General features: G+C 69.7%; 18 protein-coding genes. 8 read left to right on the top strand and 10 right to left on the bottom strand.

Annotation, left to right across the window (positions count from 1 at the left end):
• Positions 1-2 precede the first annotated feature (2 nt).
• A complete protein-coding gene (locus tag NR792_RS38485; protein ID WP_375757663.1) occupies positions 3-680 on the bottom strand; it encodes a hypothetical protein in 678 nt (225 codons plus the stop codon).
• A 183-nt stretch (positions 681-863) separates the two neighbouring features.
• Between NR792_RS38485 and NR792_RS38480 the strand changes: the two genes are divergently transcribed.
• Together NR792_RS38480 and cyaY are read left to right on the top strand one after the other, a co-directional pair.
• A complete protein-coding gene (locus tag NR792_RS38480; protein WP_014395059.1) occupies positions 864-1406 on the top strand; it encodes a histidine phosphatase family protein in 543 nt (180 codons plus the stop codon).
• Between the two features lie 17 nt (positions 1407-1423).
• Positions 1424-1756 (top strand): iron donor protein CyaY, encoded by a 333-nt coding sequence (gene cyaY / locus NR792_RS38475; protein ID WP_375757662.1) that lies wholly within the window; start codon positions 1424-1426, stop codon positions 1754-1756.
• Between the two features lie 58 nt (positions 1757-1814).
• On the opposite strand, the gene frr is transcribed toward cyaY, so the two are convergent.
• The 5 genes from frr to secA all read right to left on the bottom strand — a co-directional run bounded on the left by frr (position 1815) and on the right by secA (position 8291).
• Positions 1815-2366 carry a ribosome recycling factor gene (gene frr, locus NR792_RS38470; protein ID WP_375757661.1) on the bottom strand — a complete coding sequence of 184 codons (552 nt, stop codon included), beginning with the start codon at positions 2364-2366 and terminating at the stop codon, positions 1815-1817.
• Between the two features lie 54 nt (positions 2367-2420).
• A complete protein-coding gene (pyrH, locus tag NR792_RS38465) occupies positions 2421-3164 on the bottom strand; it encodes a UMP kinase (RefSeq protein WP_120551956.1) in 744 nt (247 codons plus the stop codon).
• Positions 3165-3367: 203 nt separating this feature from the next.
• On the bottom strand, positions 3368-4021 hold the full coding sequence (gene tsf, locus NR792_RS38460; protein ID WP_206798297.1) for a translation elongation factor Ts: 654 nt from the start codon (positions 4019-4021) through the stop codon (positions 3368-3370).
• A 123-nt stretch (positions 4022-4144) separates the two neighbouring features.
• Complete coding sequence (rpsB, locus tag NR792_RS38455; protein WP_375757660.1) at positions 4145-5125, bottom strand: 30S ribosomal protein S2; 981 nt, start codon at positions 5123-5125, stop codon at positions 4145-4147.
• Between the two features lie 343 nt (positions 5126-5468).
• Positions 5469-8291 (bottom strand): preprotein translocase subunit SecA, encoded by a 2823-nt coding sequence (gene secA, locus NR792_RS38450; protein ID WP_375757659.1) that lies wholly within the window; start codon positions 8289-8291, stop codon positions 5469-5471.
• 473 nt (positions 8292-8764) lie between these two features.
• On the opposite strand from secA, the gene NR792_RS38445 reads away from it, so the two are divergent.
• Both NR792_RS38445 and NR792_RS38440 read left to right on the top strand, forming a co-directional pair.
• Positions 8765-9790: an SAM-dependent methyltransferase gene (locus tag NR792_RS38445; RefSeq protein ID WP_375757658.1), complete on the top strand. Its 1026-nt coding sequence runs from the start codon at positions 8765-8767 to the stop codon at positions 9788-9790.
• Positions 9791-9861: 71 nt separating this feature from the next.
• Positions 9862-10566: a diguanylate cyclase domain-containing protein gene (locus NR792_RS38440; protein WP_375757657.1), complete on the top strand. Its 705-nt coding sequence runs from the start codon at positions 9862-9864 to the stop codon at positions 10564-10566.
• Between the two features lie 23 nt (positions 10567-10589).
• Here NR792_RS38440 and NR792_RS38435 read toward each other — a convergent pair whose 3' ends face one another.
• The 4 genes from NR792_RS38435 to NR792_RS38420 form a co-directional block, all read right to left on the bottom strand.
• Positions 10590-11507: a M23 family metallopeptidase gene (locus tag NR792_RS38435; protein ID WP_223738684.1), complete on the bottom strand. Its 918-nt coding sequence runs from the start codon at positions 11505-11507 to the stop codon at positions 10590-10592.
• Positions 11508-11732: 225 nt separating this feature from the next.
• On the bottom strand, positions 11733-12533 hold the full coding sequence (locus NR792_RS38430) for a Stp1/IreP family PP2C-type Ser/Thr phosphatase (RefSeq protein WP_120546148.1): 801 nt from the start codon (positions 12531-12533) through the stop codon (positions 11733-11735).
• 107 nt (positions 12534-12640) lie between these two features.
• Entirely contained in the window at positions 12641-14377 is a 1737-nt protein-coding gene (recN, locus tag NR792_RS38425; RefSeq protein ID WP_375757656.1) for a DNA repair protein RecN, read from the bottom strand.
• A gap of 157 nt (positions 14378-14534) precedes the next feature.
• Positions 14535-17795, bottom strand: a complete 3261-nt coding sequence (locus NR792_RS38420; RefSeq protein ID WP_375757655.1) for an SNF2-related protein — start codon at positions 17793-17795, stop codon at positions 14535-14537.
• 308 nt (positions 17796-18103) lie between these two features.
• On the opposite strand from NR792_RS38420, the gene NR792_RS38415 reads away from it, so the two are divergent.
• The 4 genes from NR792_RS38415 to NR792_RS38400 all read left to right on the top strand — a co-directional run bounded on the left by NR792_RS38415 (position 18104) and on the right by NR792_RS38400 (position 20607).
• Entirely contained in the window at positions 18104-18640 is a 537-nt protein-coding gene (locus NR792_RS38415; RefSeq protein ID WP_375757654.1) for an adenine phosphoribosyltransferase, read from the top strand.
• Between the two features lie 106 nt (positions 18641-18746).
• Entirely contained in the window at positions 18747-19370 is a 624-nt protein-coding gene (locus tag NR792_RS38410; RefSeq protein ID WP_375757653.1) for a TetR family transcriptional regulator, read from the top strand.
• Positions 19367-19864 (top strand): pantetheine-phosphate adenylyltransferase, encoded by a 498-nt coding sequence (gene coaD / locus NR792_RS38405; RefSeq protein WP_375757652.1) that lies wholly within the window; start codon positions 19367-19369, stop codon positions 19862-19864. Before NR792_RS38410 ends, coaD begins: the two co-directional genes overlap by 4 nt.
• Positions 19861-20607 carry an MBL fold metallo-hydrolase gene (locus tag NR792_RS38400; protein WP_375757651.1) on the top strand — a complete coding sequence of 249 codons (747 nt, stop codon included), beginning with the start codon at positions 19861-19863 and terminating at the stop codon, positions 20605-20607. Before coaD ends, NR792_RS38400 begins: the two co-directional genes overlap by 4 nt.
• Positions 20608-20717 lie beyond the last annotated feature (110 nt).

Raw genomic sequence — 20717 nt, 5'->3', positions numbered from 1 at the left:
CGTCAGCGCCGCACGCCCGCGAAGGCCTTGAGCATGTCCTGATAGTTCTTCGTCAGGTCGGCCTCGCGGGACAGCACCACGTCCACGTTGGCGTCGCCGAACTCCCGGCGCGCCTCCGGGAGCTTCTGGAAGGTCTCCACCTGACGCCGCATGGACTCCACCTGCGGCGCCAGTTCCTTCTGCTGCTCCTCCGGCATCCGGGACTGGAGCGCCTCCAGCTTCTTGAGCTCCTCCTCGTACTGGAGCGTCCGGCCCATCTGCCGTTGGCTGATGACGGCGGTGACGACCTCCGCGATGCGGTTGACCTCCTCCGTGGACAGCCCCGCCGCCTGGCGCGCGTCGGCCTCCGCCTGCGCCTTGCGCTCGATGAGCTTCAGCCCGCTCTTCGCCTTCTCCAGCGCCTGGGGCGTGCCCGCGTCCATCAGCGGCCCCATGTCCTGCAGGCCCCGCATCAGCGACCCGTACACCTCCAGCATCTTGCGCTGGTAGCCCACGTACGCATCCAGCTTGGCCTTCGTCACGGTGTAGGGACCGGACGCCGCATCCTCCCCGGCCTCCCCTCCTTCCAGGCGGGCGACCGTCTCCCTGTCACCGCCTCCCCCTTCCGGGCCTTCCGCCGCGTCCTTGCGACACGCGGACAGGGCCAGGACGACGGCCAGACACCCCAACAACTTGCGCATGCCACCTCCCGTAACCGTCAGTGGGTGGCCAGTGTATGCTCCGGCTGGCCCCGCCAACGGCGGTTCCCGAACGCCCTCCACGGGCAGGCTGTTCCGGGCACTGAACAATCGATTCATTACCTTTGACCAACCGGGCCACGGTCATGTACGAACCGCGGTCCTGTCGCGAGCGGTGGAGGGACTTTGAGGATTTTCCTGGTAAGGCACGGCGATGCGGACGCAGAGATCCCCGAGGGTCTCGGCGACGAGGCGCGCGCGCTGACCGCGAAGGCCCGTACGAACGTCGCCGCGCACTTCGCGTCGCTGTCGGAGCGCATGGGGCCCATCAGCCTCATCCTCACCAGCCCGCTGGTGCGCACGGTGCAGACGGCGCAGATCCTCTCCAACTCCGTGAAGCATGAAGGCCTCCTGCGCGTGCACCGCTGCCTGCTGCCGGACATGCCGGTGGGCGCGGTGGAGCCCGTGCTCAAGGAGTACTCCGACGAGAACCTCGTCCTGGTGGGCCACCAGCCCTCCATGGGCGCGCTGGCGGCGCACCTCCTGGGGATGCAGTCCTTCCCCAAGCCGGTGAACCCGGGCACGGTCATCGCCATGGAGTGGCCGGACACGCCCACCAGCACGGAGGACCAGGTGCCCGGCGAGAAGGGGGAGAACCCCCCGGCGCAGCACCTGAAGTTCCTGTTCTACGCCGCCCCCGGCCAGCAGGTCCTCGACGTCATCCAGTGACGTCCGGAAGCGCGGCCATGATGGACGAAGCCCGCTACCACTCCCTCGTCGCCGCCGCGTTCAAGCGCATCCTGGCGGCCGCGGACGCCTTCGACCCCGACGTGCTGGAAGCCGAAGCCACCGGGGACAAGGTGACGCTCACGGCCGCGTCCGGTGAGAAGTGCATCATCAACACCCAGCGCGCCGTCTGGCAGGTCTGGGTGGCCGGCCAGGGCCAGGGCATCCACTTCAGCTACGACGACGCCTCGCGCACCTGGAAGGACGACAAGGGGCGCGGGCTGGAGCTGTTCGCCTTCGTCGCCGGCGTGGTGCGGCACCTGACTGGCGAAGCGCTCGTCTATCCCTCCTGAAGAGGCCGTCCTGAAGGCCCGTGGAGCATTGGCCACGGGCTTCCAGGGGTGAGACGGCTCAAACCGTCATCACTTCCTTCTCCTTCTTGGAGACCAGGTCGTCCACCGCCTTGATGCCGGCGTCGGTCGCCTTCTGGACCTCGTCCGTGCGGCGCTTGAGGTCGTCCTCGGTGATCTTCTTGTCCTTCAGCTGAGCCTTGAGGGCCTCGTTCGCGTCGCGGCGGATGTTGCGGATGGCGACCTTGTGCTCCTCGCCCTTCTCCTTCACCTGCTTCGCGATCTTCTTGCGCGTCTCCTCGGTGAGGGGCGGGAAGGGCAGGCGGATCATCTCACCGTCGTTCATCGGGTTGACGTCGAGGTTCGCCTCACGCAGGGCCTTCTCGATGTCCTTCAGCACGCCCTTGTCCCAGGGCTTGATGACGATGAGGCGGGGCTCCGGGGCGCTGATGCTGGCCACGCCATTGAGCGGCGTGGGCGTCCCGTACTGGTTCACCTTGATGCCGTCCAGGATGTTGGTGTTCGCGCGGCCAGTGCGCGCCTTGGCCAGTTCCCGCTTGAGGTCTTCCACCGACTTGTCGATACGGCTCTTCAGATCCGCGGCGTCAGCCATTGTGAGTCTCCTTTCAGAGAAGTGGGGGTGTTGTCAGTCCCGTCCGTGGCGCCTCTAGGCCCAGACCGTCTCAGCGGCACCGACGACGGTGCCGAACTCACCGTGGCCGGTGACGGCGCGCTGGATGTTCCCGCGCGTGCCCAGGTCGAACACGATGATGGGCAGCTTGTTGTCCATGCACAGCGAGATGGCCGTGGAGTCCATCACGTTGAGGTTCTGCTTGAGGACGTCCATGTACGTGAGCGTCCGGTAGCGCTTCGCGGTGGGGTCCTTCTTCGGGTCCGCGTTGTAGACGCCGTCCACCTTGGTGGCCTTGAGGATGACCTGCGCGTTGATTTCCATCGCGCGCAGCGACGCGGCCGTGTCGGTGGTGAAGTAGGGGTTGCCCGTGCCCGCGGCGAAGATGACGACGCGGCCCTTCTCCAGGTGGCGCACCGCGCGCCGGCGGATGTAGGGCTCGGCGATCTGCTCCATCTTGATGGCGGACTGCACGCGCGTCTTCAGCCCCTGCTTCTCCAGCGCGTCCTGCAGCGCCATGGAGTTGATGCAGGTGGCGAGCATGCCCATGTAGTCCGCGCTCGCGCGGTCCATGCCCTCCGTGGCGCCGGCGACGCCGCGGAAGATGTTGCCTCCGCCGATGACGAGGGCGATTTCGAGCCCCGTCCGCGACAGCTCGGCCACTTCCTCCGCGATGCGCGTGAGGGTGGGCGGGTGGATGCCGTACTTCCCCTCGCCCATCAGGGCTTCGCCCGACAGTTTGAGGAGGATGCGCTTGTAGGGAGAGGTGGATTCGGACATACGCGACCGCTTCTATCCCCCGCTCCGCGCCCAGGCAATGACGGAAGTCGTGACGCGCGCCGCACCGTCCGCTGCCGGGCGGATGGACGCGGGACGAAGCAGGCCCTGGAATACCAAGGGCCGCGCCCCCGGCGCCCTTTCCCGTCCGGGAAAGAGCCCCAGGCACGCGGCCCTGGAGAACAGCGGGACGGCGGGAGGCGGCTTTACGCCTGGCCCAGCGTCTTGGCGACCTCGGCGGCCAGGTCGTCCTTCTTCTTCTCGATGCCCTCACCCACCTCGTAGCGGACGAAGCGGCGCACGGAGACCTTCTCGCCAATCTTGGCGGCGCGCTCGTTGATCATCTCGCCGACCTTCTTCTTGTCGTCCTTCACCCAGAGCTGGTCCACCAGGCAGACGCCCTCGTAGTACTTCTCCATCTTGCCCACGAGGATCTTCTCCAGCATCGCCTCGGGCTTGCCCTGCTGCTTGAGCAGCTCGCGCTGGATCTCCTTCTCCTTGTCCATGGCCTCGGAGGGGACCTCCTCGCGGCGGACGAACTTGGGGTTGGCCGCGGCGATCTGCATGGCCACTTCCTTCGCCAGGTCCTGGAAGTCCGGGTTGCGAGCGACGAAGTCCGTCTCGCAGTTGACCTCCACGATGACGCCGATACGGCCGCCGTGGATGTAGGAGGTCACGATGCCTTCGGCGGCGACGCGGCCGGCCTTGCCCTCGGCCTTGGAGATGCCCTTCTTGCGCAGCCACTCGGCGGCCTTCTCGAAGTCGCCACCGGACTCGGCCAGCGCCTTCTTGCAGTCCATCATCCCCGCGTTGGTGCGCTCGCGGAGGTCCTTCACCATCTGGGCGGTGATCTCAGCCATGTCGTATCTCTTCCTTCTGGAAAAACGCTGGAACGAAAAACGGAGACGGCCGGACAGCGGGCCTTGAAAGGTGCCGCCCGGCCGACTCCGGAAGCTGCGTGGGAAAGCGATGGGGACGGGCGGTTACTCCGCCGACGTGCCCTCGCCACCCTCGGGCGCCTGCTCGGTGGCGGCGGGGGCGGCGGACGCGCCACCCTTCATCTCCACGAGGGGGCCACGGCGCTCGCCGCCACGGTCACCACCACCCCGGCGGTCATCGCGGTCGCGGCGGTCGCCACGGCGCGGGCCCCGGCGGTCGTCACGGTCGCCACGGCGGTCATCACGGCCCTCGCGCTCCTCCTGCTCGTCGCGCTCGGCGGCGCCGGACGCACGGTAGCGCGCCGCACCCTCGAGGCACGCGTCGGCGATCTTGGACGTGAAGAGCTTGATGGAGCGGATGGCGTCGTCGTTGCCCGGGATGACGAAGTCGATGCCGTCCGGATCGCAGTTGGTGTCCACCAGACCAATCACCGGGATGCCCAGGCGGGTGGCCTCGTGGATGGCGATGTGCTCCTTCTTCGGGTCGATGATGAAGACGCAGCGGGGCAGCTTCGCCATGTCCTTCACGCCGCCCAGGTTCTTCTCCAGCTTCTCGCGCTCGCGGTCGAGCTGGGCGACTTCCTTCTTGGGCAGGCGCTCGAAGGTGCCGTCCTCGGCCATCTTCTCCAGCGTCTTCAGGCGGTCGATGCCCTGCTTGATGGTCTTGAAGTTCGTCAGCGTGCCACCCAGCCAGCGGCTGGTGACGAAGAACTGACCGGCGCGGGCGGCCTCCTCCTGGATGACGTCCTGCGCCTGCTTCTTGGTGCCGACGAAGAGCACCGACCCGCCGCGGGCCGTGATGTCCGCCACGAAGCGGAAGGCCGAGCGGGCCATCGTCACGGTCTTCTGCAGGTCGATGATGTAGATGCCGTTGCGGGCACCGAAGATGTAGGGCTTCATCTTCGGGTTCCAGCGCTTGGTCTGGTGGCCGAAGTGGACGCCGGCCTCGAGGAGCTGGCGCATCGTGATGCCGCTGGCCGCGGCCATCGCCTGGGCCTGCGTCTGCGTATCCTGCTGGGTATCCATGGTGCGTGTACCTTCCGGTTGTTCCGCCACGCGCGTTGAGACAGCTGCCAGTCCTGGCCCTTCCACCGTGGAGGGGCACCGGGGACCGGTGACACGCGTGTGAGTAGTGGGTGCTGCGGGCGGCCTCGGGCGTACGGCCCGGCCCCTCTTCATAACGGGGCGCGGCGTCCTTAGCAGAACGCTCGAGAGGGGCGCAAGCTTCGGCACACCATCCGTCCGGGTCCTACCCCTCCAGGGCCGCTCCCCTGCCCTCCAGGAAGGCGAACGGCGCGGCCCCGCTCCCCTGTGCTGGGGAGGGCGACCGCGCCGGAGGGCACTGCTTGCCGTCAGCGGGCGTCAGCGACTACGGGTTCGCCTCGTTGGCGCCGTGGCACTTCTTGTACTTGCGGCCGCTGCCGCAGGGGCAGGGGTCGTTGCGGCCCACGGTGCGTGCCGGGGCGGCGGCGGCCTCGCGCTGGACCGGGGTGGCGGTCGCCTCCTCGATCTTCCCCTCGGCGTCCGCGCGGCCCTCCACGGCCTTCTTCTGCTGCTGGGCCAGCTGGCGCTGGATGCGGGCGGTCTCCTCCGCCGCGCTGGAGGCGGAGCGGGCCTGGACACGCATCATCTGGCTGACGAACTGCGTCTTGATGGCATCCAGCATCTGCATGAAGCCCGTGTAGCCTTCCTTCTTGTACTCCTGCTTCGGGTCCTTCTGGCCGTAGCCGCGCAGGCCGATGCCCTGGCGCAGGTGGTCCATGGCCAGCAGGTGGTCCTTCCACAGCTGGTCGATGGTGGCCAGGTACCGGTACTGCAGGAAGCGCATGAAGTCTTCGCCGAACTCCTGCTCGCGGGCGGTGAAGACCTTCTCCGCCGCGGCGTAGATCTGCTCCTGGAGCTCGTCCCGGTTGCCGACGCCCTCGAAGGACATCTCCAGGTTCAGCGACTCCTTCACCATGTTGGACAGCGAGGCGATGTCCCAGGTGTCGGAGCTGCGCGTAGGGGCGTAGGTGTCCGTCATGGACACGACGACGTCCTCCACCGCGTCCAGCACCATCTCCCGGAAGTCCGCCCAGGAGATGACGCGCTCGGAGCGCGTCTTCACGCGCGTCTTGAGGTCCTCCTCGTACTCCACGAGGGGGATGCCCGCGCCCGACGCGAGCACCTGGCGGCGCAGCTTGTAGATGGTGCGCCGCTGCTGGTTCATCACGTCGTCGTACTCGAGCAGGTTCTTGCGGATGTCGAAGTTGTGGCCTTCGACCCGCTTCTGCGCGCTCTCGATGGCGCGCGAGAGCCACACGTGCTCGATGACCTCGCCCTCCTCCATGCCCAGGCGCTCCATGAGCATCTGGATGCGCTCGGACCCGAAGATGCGCATCAGGTCGTCTTCCAGGGACAGGAAGAAGCGGCTGGCGCCCGGGTCACCCTGGCGGCCGGCGCGGCCACGCAGCTGGTTGTCCACGCGGCGCGACTCGTGGCGCTCGGTGCCGATGATGAAGAGGCCGCCGGCGGCCATGACCTCTTCACGCTCGCGCTTGGTGAGCGCCTCGTTGTTCGCCTTCGTCTCCGCGAAGCGCTTCTCGTAGTCCGCCAGCGCCGCCTCGTAGGCGGCGAGGTCCGGGGGCTGACCGTCCACGGACTCCGGCGGCTCCGGCGGCGGGCCCATCTGGCCCTTGGTCATGACCTCCGCGTTGCCGCCCAGGAGGATGTCCGTGCCGCGGCCGGCCATGTTGGTGGAGATGGTGACCGCGCCCTTGCGGCCCGCCTGCGCGACGATGTCCGCCTCGCGCTGGTGCGCCTTGGCGTTGAGGACGCTGTGGGGCACGCCGCGCTTCTTGAGGAAGTTGGACACCACCTCGCTCTTGGCGATGGACACCGTGCCCACGAGCACCGGCTGACCGGCCTTGTGCAGCTCTTCAATCTGCCCGGCGACGGCCTCGAACTTCTCGCGCTCCGTCTTGTAGACCACGTCCTGCTCGTCGCGGCGCTGCGCCTGACGGTTGGTCGGGATGACGCGCACGTCCAGGTTGTAGATCTTCGCGAACTCCTCGGCCTCCGTGTCCGCGGTGCCCGTCATGCCGGACAGCTTGGAGTACATGCGGAAGTAGTTCTGGAACGAGACCGTGGCGAGCGTCTGGTTCTCGTTTTCAATCTTCACGCCCTCCTTGGCCTCGATGGCCTGGTGGAGGCCGTCGGACCAGCGGCGGCCCGGCATGAGGCGGCCGGTGAACTCGTCGACGATCTGCACCTCGCCGTCCTTCACCACGTAGTCCTTGTCGCGCTTGTAGAGCGTGTGCGCGCGCAGGGCCTGCTCGACGTGGTGGAGGGTCTCGATTTCGCCCGGGTCGTAGAGGTTGCCGACGTTGAGGCGCTTCTGGAGCTTGTCGATGCCGTCGTCGGTGAGGGCCACCGCGCGGTGCTTCTCATCCAGGGTGTAGTCCTGGTCCGGCACGAGGCCCGGGATGACCTGGTCCACCCGGTAGTACTTGTCGGTGCTGTCCTCGGTGGGGCCGGAGATGATGAGCGGCGTGCGGGCCTCGTCGATGAGGATGGAGTCCACCTCGTCGACGATGGCGTAGTTCAGCTCGCGCTGGACGTAGTCCTGCAGACGGAACTTCATGTTGTCGCGCAGGTAGTCGAAGCCGAACTCGTTGTTCTGGCCGTACGTGATGTCCGAGCGGTACGCGTCCTGGCGCTGCTTGTCGGACAGCTCGTGGAGCACGCAGCCCGTCGTCATGCCCAGGAACTTGTAGACCCGGCCCATCCACTCCGCGTCGCGGCGGGCCAGGTAGTCGTTCACGGTGACGACGTGCACGCCGCGGCCGGACAGGGCGTTCAGGTAGGAGGGCAGCGTCGCGGTGAGCGTCTTGCCTTCACCGGTGCGCATCTCCGCGATGCAGCCCTCGTGCAGGAACATGCCGCCGATGAGCTGCACGTCGTAGTGGCGCTGGCCGATGACCCGGCTCGCCGCTTCACGGGTGAGGGCGAAGGCCTCGAACAACAGGTCGTCGAGCGGCTTGCCGTTCGCGATCTCCTGCTTCATCCGGGCGGTTTCGCGCGCGAAGTCCTCGTCCTTGAGGGCCTTCATGCGGCCCTCCAGTTCGTTGATGCGGGCGACCTTCAGGCGGGCTTTCTTGAGCTCGCGCTCATTCTTGGTCCCGATGAGCTTCTTTAGCGTCCATTCAATCATGTTGGCTCTCTCGCCGGAGGATCCTCGAAGGAGCGCGGCGAGTGAAGGGAATTCCCAGGAGATGTAAGGGAGAACCAGACCAAAACCACGCGCGCCCCCCGAAACTTCCTCTCGGCTGGCCGCCCGGCGCGCGGTGGCCCAGAGTAAAGCGGAACCGAGTCCACGCAATGTCCCCTAAGCAGATTCACCGTCCCCGCGCCGCGAAGACTTCTTCCGGCCGCTCCTCCCCGGGCCCCCGCCGACCAGGCGCCCCCTCCCGTCCCGGCAAGCCTTCGCGCTCGGGTCCCCCTTCTAACGGCAAGGCCGGCCCGAAGCCCGGCCCTCGTGCGGGAGGCAAGCCGGGCCCCAAGCCGGGCTCCAAGGCCGGAGGCAAGCCGGGCCCCTCGCCCCGTGCCGGTGGCCCCGGACGCTCCGCCCCGGCGCCCATCGCCTCGCCCGCGCCACGCATCCCACCTCGGGCGCGCGTGCCATCCATGCCCGCACAGACGCTGGCGGCCCAGCCGGGCCGGTGGCTGTGGACCTGCCGGGAGGGCTTCGAGTCCCACCTCTTCGAGGAGCTGGTCTGGGCGGGCGCGGGTCCCCGCCTCCTGGGGCCGGCCCTGGTGGAGTCCGAGCAGCGGCCGGACGTGCCCCCCGCCTTTGGCCGGGCGGTGGAGCGGGTCGTCGCCACCTGGGCGCCCCCGGGCGGGGCCCAGGTGCCGGTGGAAGACATCCGGGCCGCGATGTCCGGGCTGCCCTCGCGCGTGCCCTGGCTCGTGAGGGCCTACACGCCGGACAGCGCGAAGGGCAACACGCAGGCGGGCCGCGCCGAGGCCCTGGAGGCGGCCGTCCGCGCGGCGCTTCCCCCGGGAAGAGCGCTGGAGGACGACGGCCGGGCGCGCGAGGCGGGGGCCCTGCTGGTGGGCCTGTGCGTCGCGCCGGACGGGGTGCTGATGCTGGGCGCGGTGAGCGCCCGCGAGGCCCTGTCCCTGGCCCCGGGTGGACGGCGCCGGATGAAGCGCGCGGGCGAGTCCCCTTCCCGCGCGGCGATGAAGCTGGAGGAGGCGCTGGACGGGCTGGCGCACGAGCCCGGGCGCGGCGACGTGTGCGTGGACCTGGGCGCGGCGCCGGGTGGCTGGACGCAGCGGCTGGTGGCGCGCGGGGCGCGGGTGGTGGCGGTGGACCCGGCGAAGCTGATGCCGGAGCTGGCCAAAAACCCGCGCGTCCAGCACGTGCAGGAGAGCGCCTTCGCCTACGCCCCGGAGGAGCCCGCGGACTGGCTCTTCTGCGACATGGCGTGGCGGCCCCTGGAGGTGGCGCAGCTGCTGGCCAAGTGGGGCCGGCGCCGCTGGGCGCGCAACCTGGTGGCCAACATCAAGCTGCCCATGAAGGACAAGAACCCGCTGCTCCTGCGCGTCCGCCAGACGCTCGTGGAGGACGGGGGCTGGGAGGGCCTCACCGTCCGCCAGCTCTACCATGACCGGGACGAAGTCACGGTCACGGCGCATCGGATGCGCTGAGGGCAACGGAGCGGGCGCGGGGAGAAGCTTTCCTGCGCCCGGGGCCCGTCCGCGCTACACACCCGGGCACGATGCCCTACTCACTCGACGACGCCACCGCCACCGCCCTCGTCGCCCTCCACCCCCGGGCCGCGCGTCCCGGGCACGCCCAGGAGGCACCGCAGGCCGCCGCCCAGGAGCTCATCGCCACCGAGCAGCGCCGGCGAGGCCAACCGGACGCCACCGGGGCCCTGCACGTCCTGGCGCTCACCCAGGGCACGCTCCTCAAGGAGGAGTTTGACCTGTCCACGCACGCGCACCACGACGGCTGGCGCGTGGGCGCGGTGATGGTGGACGTGAAGGAGATGATCCACTTCAACGCGCGCTTCGGCTTCCCCGCCGGGGACGCGCTGCTCAAGGCCACCGTGGCGTCGCTCGCCGCGCAGTACCCGGGCGCGCGCATCGTGCGCTTCCAGCCGGACGGCTTCGCGGTGCTGCTGCTGCCCACGTCCCAGCTCACCGTGCGCGAGGACAGCGCGGAGACGACGCGCGCGAGGCTGGCGGAGGACCTGCGCCCCGCGCTGCCTCCGGGCGCCTCGGGCACCGACGTGCCGGGCTTCACCGTGGCGCTGCTGGAGCTGACGGTGCACCAGCCGTCGCACTGGCAGGTGCTGGGGCCGCTCCTGTGGGCGGAGGTGGAGCGGGCCTACATCATGGAGCGCACCGGGCGGACGCACGGCCTGCAGCGGCGGCGCCTGCGCCTGGACGCGTTCCTCCCGGAGCCGGAAGGAACCTGAGGCGTCCTCGAGCGACTCGACGCCTACTCTTCCAGGATGAACTTGCGCGGGTTCTGCGGCACGCCGTTCACGCGCACCTCGTAGTGCAGGTGCGGGCCGGTGGAGCGGCCGGTGTTGCCCACCGCCGCGATGGTCGCGCCGCGCTTCACCCGGTCCCCGGCCTTCACGAGGATCTTGGACAGGTGGCCGTAGCGCGTCTTGATGCCGTAGCCGTGGTCGATGACGAGCACGTTGCCGTACCCGCCCTCCAGGCCCGCGAACACCACCGTGCCGTCGGACGGCGCGGTGACTTCCTTGCCGTGCGGCGCCGCGATGTCCAGGCCCGCGTGCGTCACGCGGTCCGCCGTGTACGGGTCCAGGCGCTGGCCGAAATCGCTGGTCACCCAGCCGCGCGCCGGCCACACCGACGGCGTGGAGGCGAGCAGTGACTTCTGGTCCTGGAAGTAGGCCTGCAGGTCCTGGAGGCTCAGCTCCTGGCGGGTGGCCTCCGCGGAGAGCCGGTCCAGCCGGCCCAGCATCATCTTGGGCGTGTCCGTGGTGGTCAGCTGGGTGAACTGCGTGTCCGTCGCGGGCGCCGTGGTGCCGGCCTCCGGCTCCGTGGGGCCCATGGCCAGGTTGCGCTGCGGGTCCGACAGGAGCGTCACCGCGCGCAGCTTCTGGTCGAAGCGCTCCACGCGGTCCAGCGTGGAACCGATGTGCTCGATGCGCTCACGCACCGACTTCAGCTGCGAGCGCAGCGTGAGGTTCTCCTCGCGCAGGATGCGGTTCTCCGACGCGTCCGCCGCCACCTGGAGGTAGTGGATGCTCGCACCGGCGCCCAGGCCCGCCACCAGCATCAGGCCCATGCCCACCTGCACCAGCCAGGAGCGCTGGATGGTGTAGCGCTTCACCGGAGCGTCGTGGTCCGGGATGACCATCAGCGTGAAGGACTTTTTGGCCACGGACCACTCCTGGGGAAACTCTTTCGCAACGTGGAACTTCCGGCGCCAGAAGCTAAGTCGCTCCCCGCGCTCGCAACACCTCCCCCACCCGACGCCCCTCCCGCCCTGTCACCCACTGATGATTCTCAGTAAGTGGAAAGGTTGGGGCAGCTATCATCCGCATTTGAAGAGTGTCAAGGTCAACAGACTCCGGGGCACGCCCCAATCACGCCCCGAGTCCGGGCCCTACCCGCCCTGCATGCGCACCACGATGACGCTGATGTTGTCGTCGCCGCCGCGGTCATTGGCCAGGTCGATGAGGTGCTTGGGCACCTCATCCAGGTTCGCGTGGCGCGCGACGGCGTCGTGGATCTCCCGGTCCTCGAGCATGTTCGCGAGGCCGTCCGAGCAGAGCAGGAACACGTCGCCGGGCTCGGACACGAGCCCCATGACGTCCACCTGCACCTCCTCCTCGAAGCCGACGGAGCGGGTGATGATGTTCTTGTACCGGGAGTGCTTGGCCTCTTCCGGTGTGATCATCCCCGCCTTGATCTGCTCGTTGACCAGGGAGTGGTCCTCGGAGATCTGCTGGATGAGGTCCCCGCGGATGAGGTACGCGCGACTGTCACCCACGTGGGCGAAGAAGGCGTGCTCGTCGCGGACCACCAGGGAGATGACTGTCGTGCCCATGCCGGACAGGCGCGCGTCATCCTGGGCGGTGAGGTAGATGGCCTGACAGGCCTTCTCCACCGCGCCCCGGAGCGCTTCCGGAATGGGCGAATCCTGGAGGTTGGGAACGCTGACGAAGGGGTTGTCCCGCCCTTCACGCGCGCGCCGCAGCTCCTTGTCGATGGTCTCGACGGCGATGCGCGACGCGGTACCGCCACCCGCGTGCCCACCCATGCCGTCCGCCACGACGTAGAGCTGGAGCTCATCGTCAATGAGGAAGCTGTCCTCGTTGTGATTGCGCTTGCGCCCGACGTCCGTCAGGCCAGCGGAGATGACTTTATGGCGGGGGGCCGCGGTCTGCCCTGCGGTGCTGGACACGCGCCGGATGCTATGTGAGCCCATAAGTGGGGGCAAGGACGCGGACGAAAACTCGCGGTGCGTCATGCCCCTCCCCCTGGGTCACCCCTACCTTCCGGACGGTCATTTCAGGCCGTCCGGCGCAGCCGGCCCCGGGGGCTATTGCCTTCCGGGCCGGATTCCCGGCGGGCGCGGGGCGTGGCCCGGTGGGCCGAGCGCACCAGCGCCTCCGCCGCACCCAGCGCCTCGCGCGTCACCTCCACGCCGGACATCATGCGCGCCAGCTCCTGCGTGCGCTCGGCGCCGGCCGCGAGCGGCAGCACCTGGGACACGGTGCGCTCGCCCTTCACGCTCTTCTTGATGAGCAGGTGCGCGTCCGCGTAGGCGGCCACCTGGGGCAGGTGCGTGATGCACAGCACCTGCCGGTGGGAGCTGACCTCGCGAATCATCCGCCCCACCACGTCCGCGATGGCGCCGCTGACGCCCGCGTCCGCCTCGTCCAGGATGTAGCAGCCGCAGGCGTCGCTGTCCGCCAGTGCACGTTTGAGCGCCAGCAGCAGCCGGCTCGCCTCGCCGCCCGAGGCCACCTTGGCCAGGGGCCGCGCCGGCTCACCCGGGTTGGCGCTGAAGAAGAACTCCACCTCGTCCAGGCCGTCCGGACGCAGCGTCTCTCCGGCGGTGACGCGCACCTCGAAGGCGGCCTTGCCCATGGCCAGCCCGCCCAGGCCCTCGCGCACCTGCTGGGAGAAGGCCCCCGCGGAGGCCTTGCGCGCACGGGACAGCGCCAGCGCCGCCTTGCGCGCCCGCTCCTCCACGCGCTTTCGCTCCTGGTTCAGCTCCTCCAGGATTTCGCGCCGGTTCTCCAGCGTGCCCAGCTCCGTCTCCAGCTCGCCGCGCTTCTTGAGGACGCCGTCCAGCGTCACGCCGTGCTTGCGGCACAGCCGCTTGAGCGCGTCCAGCCGCTCCTCCACCTCGCCCAGCCGCCCGGGGTCGGACTCCAGCCCCTCCACGTAGCGGTTGAGCCGGCGCGCGGCCTCCTCCAGCTCCGACAGCGCGGTGCTGAGCGACTGCGCCACGGGCGCGAGCGTCGCGTCGAGCTTGACGCCCTCGTGCACGAGCCCCAGCGCGCGCCCGACGATCTCCACGGCGGAGGGCGCCTCGCCCGACACCAGCAGTTCGGCCTCCGCGCCGTGGCGCTTGAGCTTCTGCGCGCTGCCCAGCCGCCGGCGCTCCGCGTCCAGCTTCACGTCCTCGCCGGACTCCGGGTCCAGGCGCGTGATTTCGTCCAGTTGGAAGCGCAGGAACTCCGCGCGCTCGCGCACCTTGGCGTCGTCCCCGCCCAGCGCGTCCATGCGGGAGTCCACTTCGCGCAGGTTCGCCCACTCGCGGCCATAGGCGGCCATCGCTTCATCCAGGCCGCCGTACTTGTCGAGCAGCACCCGGTGCAACCCGGAGTCGAAGAGGCTCACGTGCTCATGCTGGCCCGCGATGTCCACCGCGCCCCGGGTGAGCTTCCCCAGCACGCCCAGCGTCACCAGCGCGCCGTTGACGTAGACCTTTCCGCGCCCGGTGCGCCCGAGCACGCGGCGCACGAGCACCTCCTCCCCCAGGTCCGGGAGGCCCAGTTCCTCCAGGCGCGCGGCCAGCACCGGCGTCCGGGCGAACACGCCCTCCACCGCCGCGTCCTCGCAGCCCGCACGGATGACGTCCGCATCCGCCCTGCCCCCGAGCAAAAGGCCCAGCGCGTCCACGAGAATGGACTTGCCGGCCCCTGTCTCACCCGTGAGGACGGTGAGGCCCGCGCCGAACGCGACCTCCACCTCCTCAATCACCGCTACGTTCGAAATCCGAAGACCCAGCAGCACCAGCGCCCTCCGCGGTCCGTACGACGGCCCCAACACCTGAACACCCTAGCAGGTCTTGCTGACACTGCACAGGTGTTCGGGTCGTGCGGACGGCGGGAGAGCGAGTGGGAGGGCGTGGCCTGTTGGCGCCACAACCATCTCCCACTCCCAGGTCGCATCAGATTTCGGTGAACAGCTCCTGGATGTCCTGTTCGGTGAGGTTGCGGCCCATGTCGTCCCCGTCCGTGCCCAGCACGCCGGCGGCGAGGTCGCGCTTGCGGCGCTGGAGGCTCAAAATCTTCTCCTCCACCGTGCCGCGCGTAATCAGCTTGTAGCTGATGACCGCGCGCGTCTGGCCGATGCGGTGCGTACGGTCCGTGGCCTGGTCCTCGACGGCGGGGTTCCACCACGGGTCGAAGTGGATGACGTAGTCCGCGGCGGTGAGGTTCAAGCCGGTGCCGCCCGCCTTGAGGCTGATGAAGAAGAGCGGCGGACCGTCAGGGCGGTTGTACTCGTCCACCTTGCCCATGCGGTCCTTGGTGCGGCCGTCCAGGTAGAGGTAGCGCAGGCCGCGCTTGTCGGCCTCCTGCTTCAAGAGCTCCAGCATCTCCGTGAACTGGCTGAAGACGAGCGCGCGGTGGCCTTCCGCCACCAGGTCGTCCACCAGCTGCATGAAGCGCTCGAGCTTCGCGCTCGACGGCAAGAGCGTGCCGGGCGGCATCTTGAGCAGGCGCGGATCGCAGCACACCTGACGCAGGCGCATGAGCGCCGCGAGGATGGACACGCGGCTCCTCTTGAAGCCCACCTTCTCGATGGACTCGTGCACCTTGCGGCGGCTCTCCTCCAGCACCTCGCGGTAGAGCGCGGCCTGGCCGGGCTCCATCTCGCACCACGCGACGCTCTCCGTCTTCGGCGGCAGGTCCTTGGCCACCTCCGTCTTGAGCCGGCGCATGATGAAGGGCTGGATGCGCCGTCGCAGCCGGTCCTTCGCGGTGGCGTCGTTGGCCACCTGGATGGGCTGCTCGTAGCGGTCGCTGAAGCCTTCCGCGCTGCCCAGGAAGCCGGGCATGAGGAAGTCGAAGATGCTCCAGAGCTCCGACAGCCGGTTCTCCAGCGGCGTACCGGTGAGCGCGAGGCGCGTCTCGCTGGGCAGCGACTTGCACGCCTGCGCGGTGGCGCTGTCCGCGTTCTTGATGTTCTGCGCCTCGTCCAGGATGACGTAGCGGAAGCCCACCTGGGACAGCTGCTCCAGGTCGCGGCGCACCAGCGCGTACGACGTGAGCACCAGGTCCATCTCCTTCAGGTCTTCCGCCCGCTCGCGGCGGTCCTGCCCGTGCCACACCATGGCCTTGAGGCCCGGCGTGAAGCGCTCCGCCTCGCGCTCCCAGTTGGCGAGCACGCTCGTGGGCGCGACCACCAGCGAAGGCTTGCGGCCCTCGTCGTTGGCCACCTTCTGCATCAGGCTCAGGGACTGGATGGTCTTACCCAAGCCCATGTCGTCCGCGAGGATGCCGGACAGCCCGTGGCGCCGCAGGAACCAGAGCCAGGACAGGCCCGCCTCCTGGTAGTGGCGCAGCGTGGCCTGCAGGCCCTCCGGCACGGACACCTTCGGCACGCCGGCGGACTCGCGCAGCGCGAGCATGGCCTGACGGGCCTTGGCCTCCACCTCGGTGAACTCGCCCAGGTCCGCGAGCAGGTCCAACGCCACCGCCTGGTGCAGGGGCAGCCGCGTGCGCGTGCGGCCCGGCATGGCGCCGGCCTCCTCCAGGAGGTCCGCCACGCGCTTGATCTCCGCGACGTCCGCCTCCGCGAAGGAGCCGTCCTTCAGGGGGATGAACTTGCGGCCGGAGTCCAGCCACATGCGCACGGCGCCCAGGTCCACGGCCTGGTCGTCGGTGACGAACTCCGCGTCCAGGTCGAACCACTGCACGCCGCTCATGCCCACGCGGATGCGCGGCTTGAGCTTCGGGCGCAGCCGGACCTTGGGCGCCTGCACGCCGTAGCGCTCCCACTCGGCGGGAAGGCTCGCCAGGCCGCGCGCCCAGAACTCCAGGGCCACGTCACCCGACGCGTCGAACGCCTGCGCGGCCTGATCAAACCGCAGGCCCAGGTCGAGCAGCAGCTTGCCCGCGGCGCGCTCCACCTCGTCGCGGCGCCGGTACAGCTTGCGCGCGTCCTCGCCCACGCCGCTGGCGTAGCCCAGGTGCGTCGCCGTGGGGGACACCGCCACGGTCGTCTGGCCGTATCTCGCGGCCAGCTGCACCTTCACGCGCTCGGCGGCGCCCTCCAGCGTGACGACGAAGCGCGGCTCCACCGCCTCGTCGACCTCGATGTCGTCCGCCTTCAGCGACATGCGGAAGCGCGGCAGGTGCGCGGCGAAGAACGTCAGCACCCGGTCCAGCTGGCCGGCCGGGAAGGCCATGGTCGGCTCCAGCAGCCACTTGCGCAGCAGGCGCGGCGGGAAGTCCGGCTCCACGGCGTGGAGGTTCTGCGCCTGGATGACGTACGTGCGCCGGCCCGCGAGCACGATGACGTCCTTGAGCGGGTAGCCCACGCCGTCCGGGAACAAGAGCTCAATCTGCGCGGTGGCGCCGTCCGGACGTGACTCCAGGTGGATCTGCGGCCGCACGGGCTGGTCCATGTAGACCAGCGGCGTGCCCCGGTAGATGACCCGGCGCTGGCGCAAGAGCTCCAGCACCTCGCACAGGTCCTCGTCGGAGAGGACGATGCGGCTGTCGTAGCGGTGCTCATGGCGCGACAGCACCATGAAGATGCGCTCGTCCGCGGGCGCGATGCGGCTGCCCGCCTGGAGCAGGCGCTTCACGTGCACGGGGCCCTTGGTCTGCGCGTCCTGGCGGCGCACGTCCACGACCCAGTGGCGGCCGTTGGTGCCGCCCGCGCCGGTGCTCGCCGGGGTGAGCCGGTAGAGGAACTCGTAGTCGGGCAGCGAGGACAGGCCCAGCCAGCTCTCCACCTTGGCGAGCGCGGGCAGGCTGACGCCGTCCATTCCCGGAGCGCCTCCGGGAATCTCCACCTCGTCGTCCGGCCCCAGGTCCTCGGGTTCCGGCGGCGGAGGCGGCGGTGCGGCTTTCTGCGGTGGGGGCGGCGGCCGGAAGCGGGCCGCGTAGATGAGTGCCACGGCGACCACGTGCTCGCAATGCGGGCCAGTGGTGTTCCAGACCGGGCAGGTGCAGGAGGAAACGACTTTCCCCTCTCCCGGTATCAGGGCCACGTCATAGCGCTCGCCGGACGGACCCGCGACCTGCGCGCGGATGCGTTCGGGTTCACGCGTGAGGCCGAAGACGCGGCGGCCTTCAGCCACCTCGCGGCCTTTCTTGAACGTGGCGGGCTCGACCTCGGCCTTGAGGGCGCGGAGCCAGAGTCCGTCCTGGGGGGAGAGAGGGTCTCGGGTGTCAGCGGTGGTTTGCACGGCTTGCAAGGGCCCCAGACTCCTTGGTCGGGGGGAACCGCCTCGCTTAACACAGTGAGGGGATCCCCGCGCGCGGGAAAAAATACGGCGTCCGCCAGCCGATGCGGTCCGGCGGCGCGAAGCTGTGAGATCATCAACGTCCGCCATGTCCTGGTCCCGTCCCAGTCCGCCCGTTTTCCGGCCGTTGGCCCCGGGGCCCTCCGTCCGGGGGCTCGCCAGGCCGGCTGTCACCCGGGCCGGGTACGCTTGGGTCCCAGGTCCCCCCAGGTGTCATCCACCGGGCTGAAACGCCGCCGTCCCCCTTCGGAGCCTCCCCCATGTCCCTCGACCCCACGCTCGTCTCCGACCTCCAGGCCGTCCTGCGCGACGTGCCGGACTTCCCCAAGCCCGGCATCGTCTTCAAGGACATCACCCCCATGCTGGCCGACCCCCGCCTCTTCGGTCGGGTGGTCAACGCCATGTCCGCCCCCTTCCGGGGCCAGCACATCACCAAGGTGGTGGGCGTGGAGTCGCGTGGCTTCCTCCTGGGCGCGCCCATCGCGCTGGCGCTGGAGGCGGGCTTCGTCCCCGCGCGCAAGCCCGGCAAGCTCCCCCACAAGCGCATCGTGGAGCGCTACTCGCTGGAGTACGGCGCGGACGGCGTGGAGATGCACGAGGACGCCATCCTCAAGGACGAGCGCGTGCTCGTGGTGGATGACGTGCTCGCCACCGGCGGCACCGCCGACGCCACGGGGCGGCTCATCGGCCGGCTGGGCGGACAGATTGTCGGCTACAGCTTCCTCATCACGCTCGACTTCCTCGAGGGCGCGAAGCGGCTGGGGCCGGACAAGGTGACGTCCGTCCTCACCTTCTAGCCCCCTCCCCCCTCGCGGCGTCCCGGACTGGCCCCGGCGGTCCGGTTGACGTCCGCACTGGCCGTGTTTATAAGTTGGTCACACAACCTAGAAACAAGACCGCGCCATGCCACGTCCCTCCAACACCGAAGCGCGCCGGGAGCAGATTGTCGCCGGGCTGCTCAAGGCCATGGCCGAGCGCGGCTACGAGGGCGCGTCGGTGGCGGAGATTGCCCGGGCGGCGGGGCTGTCCGCGGGGCTGGTGCACTACCACTTCGAGGACAAGCAGGAGATCCTCCTGACCCTGGTGCGCTCGCTGGCCTCGCGCGCGCGGCAGCGCTTCGCCACCCGGGCGGCGAAGCTCGCGGCGGACGACGCGCGCGGGCGGGTGGAGGCGTTCGTGGACGCGTTCCTGGCCACCGGGCCGGACGCGGACGTGGCGGCGGTGGCGGGCTGGGTGACCATCAGCGCGGAGGCCATCCGGCAGCCGGAGGTCCGCGTCGCCTACGAAGAGGTGGTGCGCGCGGACCTGGAGCACCTGGAGGCGCTGGTCGCGGCGGTGGTGGGCAAGCGCCGCGCGCGTCCCCTGGCCGCGGGCCTGTTCGCCGCCATCCAGGGCTACTTCGTGCTCTCCGCGAGCGCCCCGGGCCTCGTCCCCCCGGGTTCGGCGGCGGGCACGGTGAAGCGCATGGCGGCGGGGCTGCTGGACGCGGCGGCTTCTTCTCCCCCGGATCGCGAGGTGTCGCAATGACCATTGCCCTCTACGCAGGCAGCTTCGACCCCGTCACGGCGGGACACCTGTCGGTGGTGCGCCAGGCGGCGCGCCTCTTCAGCCACGTGGTGGTGGTGGTGGCGGTCAACCCGAACAAGCGCACGCTGCTCACCGCCGAGGAGCGCATGGCGCTCATCCGTGAGGCCGTGGCCCGGCACCCCAACGTCTCCGTCACCTTCACGGAAGGGCTCATCGTGGAGCTGGCGCGGGAGATTGGCGCGAGCGTCCTCTTGCGCGGCGTGCGCGGCGCCACCGACGCGCAGTTCGAGACGGAGCTGGCGCAGATGAACCGCGCGCTGGCGCCGGAGCTGTCCACCCTCTTCCTCCCCGCGGAGGCGCACCTGGCGGAGGTGTCCAGCAGCGCCCTCAAGGAGCGCCTCACGCGCGGCGAGGACGTGTCCGCGTACTGCCCTCCCGCCGTCGCCGCGAAGCTGCGCGAGCGGCTGACCCCTTCCCTCCGGAGCCACCCATGAGCCTGTCCTTCATTCCCCTCGGCGTCGGTGATGCCTTCTCCGCGCTGCACTATTCGTCGTGCCTGGCGCTGGAGGCCGAAGGGCAGGTGCTGCTCATCGACTGTCCGCACCCCATCCGCAAGATGATGCGCGAGGCGTCCGAGTCCTCCGGTGTGCACCTGGACGTGGAGCGCGTCAGCGCCGTGGCCCTCACGCACCTGCACGCGGACCACGCCTCCGGCCTGGAGAGCCTGGCGTACTTCTCCTTCTTCGTGCTGCAGCGGAAGATGGAGCTGCTCGCACACCCGAGCGTCACCCGCCGCCTCTGGGAGGGCCACCTCGCCGCGGGCATGGAGTGCCTCATCGAGCAGCACGGCGCGGGGCCCAACGACAAGCACTTCGAGGACTACTTCACGCACACGCCGCTGCACCTGGAGCGCGCGGTGAAGCACGGCCCGTTCGAAGTCGAGTGCCGCTTCACCTACCACCACGTGCCCACCACCGCGTTCCGCATCCGCGCCGCGGGCCGGTGCCTGGGCTACAGCGCGGACACCGCGTTCGACGAGGGGCTCATCTCCTGGTTGTCGGAGGCGGACCTGGTCATCCACGAGACGAACTACGGCGTGCACACTCCGTACGAGAAGCTGGCGGCGCTGCCCGAGGCCACCCGCGCGAAGATGCGCCTCATCCACTACCCGGACCTGTTCGACGCGAGCGGCAGCGTGATTGAGCCGCTGGCGCAGGGCCGGCGCTACACCGTCTGAGGGAGGAGCGCGCGGCTGGCCGGACGCCCTTCATCCCCCGGGAAGAGGGGCTTGGGGCTTGCGCGTTGCGCCATGTCTGGTCCGCTCGCCTTCATGCGCCGAGTGCGCTA

This window comes from Corallococcus exercitus (assembly GCF_042231735.1).
In the GTDB taxonomy this organism is placed as follows: domain Bacteria; phylum Myxococcota; class Myxococcia; order Myxococcales; family Myxococcaceae; genus Corallococcus; species Corallococcus exercitus_B.
The sequence above is the reverse complement of the archived record's forward strand: the minus strand, read 5'-3'. Positions and strand labels throughout refer to the sequence as shown.

Bases quoted from the DNA above. Each gene is read 5' to 3' on its own strand.
- NR792_RS38485 (WP_375757663.1), bottom strand. From the start codon at position 680: ATGCGCAAGTTGTTGGGGTGTCTGGCCGTCGTCCTGGCCCTGTCCGCG.
- cyaY (WP_375757662.1), top strand. From the start codon at position 1,424: ATGATGGACGAAGCCCGCTACCACTCCCTCGTCGCCGCCGCGTTCAAG.
- frr (WP_375757661.1), bottom strand. From the start codon at position 2,366: ATGGCTGACGCCGCGGATCTGAAGAGCCGTATCGACAAGTCGGTGGAA.
- pyrH (WP_120551956.1), bottom strand. From the start codon at position 3,164: ATGTCCGAATCCACCTCTCCCTACAAGCGCATCCTCCTCAAACTGTCG.
- tsf (WP_206798297.1), bottom strand. From the start codon at position 4,021: ATGGCTGAGATCACCGCCCAGATGGTGAAGGACCTCCGCGAGCGCACC.
- rpsB (WP_375757660.1), bottom strand. From the start codon at position 5,125: ATGGATACCCAGCAGGATACGCAGACGCAGGCCCAGGCGATGGCCGCG.
- secA (WP_375757659.1), bottom strand. From the start codon at position 8,291: ATGATTGAATGGACGCTAAAGAAGCTCATCGGGACCAAGAATGAGCGC.
- NR792_RS38445 (WP_375757658.1), top strand. From the start codon at position 8,765: ATGCCCGCACAGACGCTGGCGGCCCAGCCGGGCCGGTGGCTGTGGACC.
- NR792_RS38440 (WP_375757657.1), top strand. From the start codon at position 9,862: ATGCCCTACTCACTCGACGACGCCACCGCCACCGCCCTCGTCGCCCTC.
- NR792_RS38415 (WP_375757654.1), top strand. From the start codon at position 18,104: ATGTCCCTCGACCCCACGCTCGTCTCCGACCTCCAGGCCGTCCTGCGC.
- NR792_RS38410 (WP_375757653.1), top strand. From the start codon at position 18,747: ATGCCACGTCCCTCCAACACCGAAGCGCGCCGGGAGCAGATTGTCGCC.
- coaD (WP_375757652.1), top strand. From the start codon at position 19,367: ATGACCATTGCCCTCTACGCAGGCAGCTTCGACCCCGTCACGGCGGGA.
- NR792_RS38400 (WP_375757651.1), top strand. From the start codon at position 19,861: ATGAGCCTGTCCTTCATTCCCCTCGGCGTCGGTGATGCCTTCTCCGCG.